The 231-nt window shown below is 40.7% G+C and carries 1 protein-coding gene; it reads right to left on the reverse strand.

All coding sequences use genetic code 11. The features are described from left to right. Nucleotides 1-231: hypothetical protein (locus SB719_RS22925; RefSeq protein ID WP_412160153.1), on the reverse strand; the 231-nt coding region annotated here is incomplete at both ends.

Below are 231 nucleotides of genomic sequence, written 5' to 3' on the forward strand. Positions count from 1 at the left end.
TTGTGTACCACCACTACCATCATTTCTCCATTCGAATACAAGACGCATTGTCTGTCCTGCAAAACTGCTTAAGTTTAATGTAGTATTAAGATAATTCTGCCAAGTCGTTTGTTGATTGAAGTTACCACCAACTTGGATTCTTCCTCCTCCCGCAGCAATCTGAGTTCCTGCAGTAGGAACAAAAGATGTTGGAACAAGCCAAACTCTTAAATAATCCCAAGAGCTTTCTCC

This window comes from Pantoea sp. SIMBA_079 (genome assembly GCF_046940275.1).
In the GTDB taxonomy this organism is placed as follows: Bacteria; Pseudomonadota; Gammaproteobacteria; order Enterobacterales; family Enterobacteriaceae; genus Pantoea; species Pantoea borealis.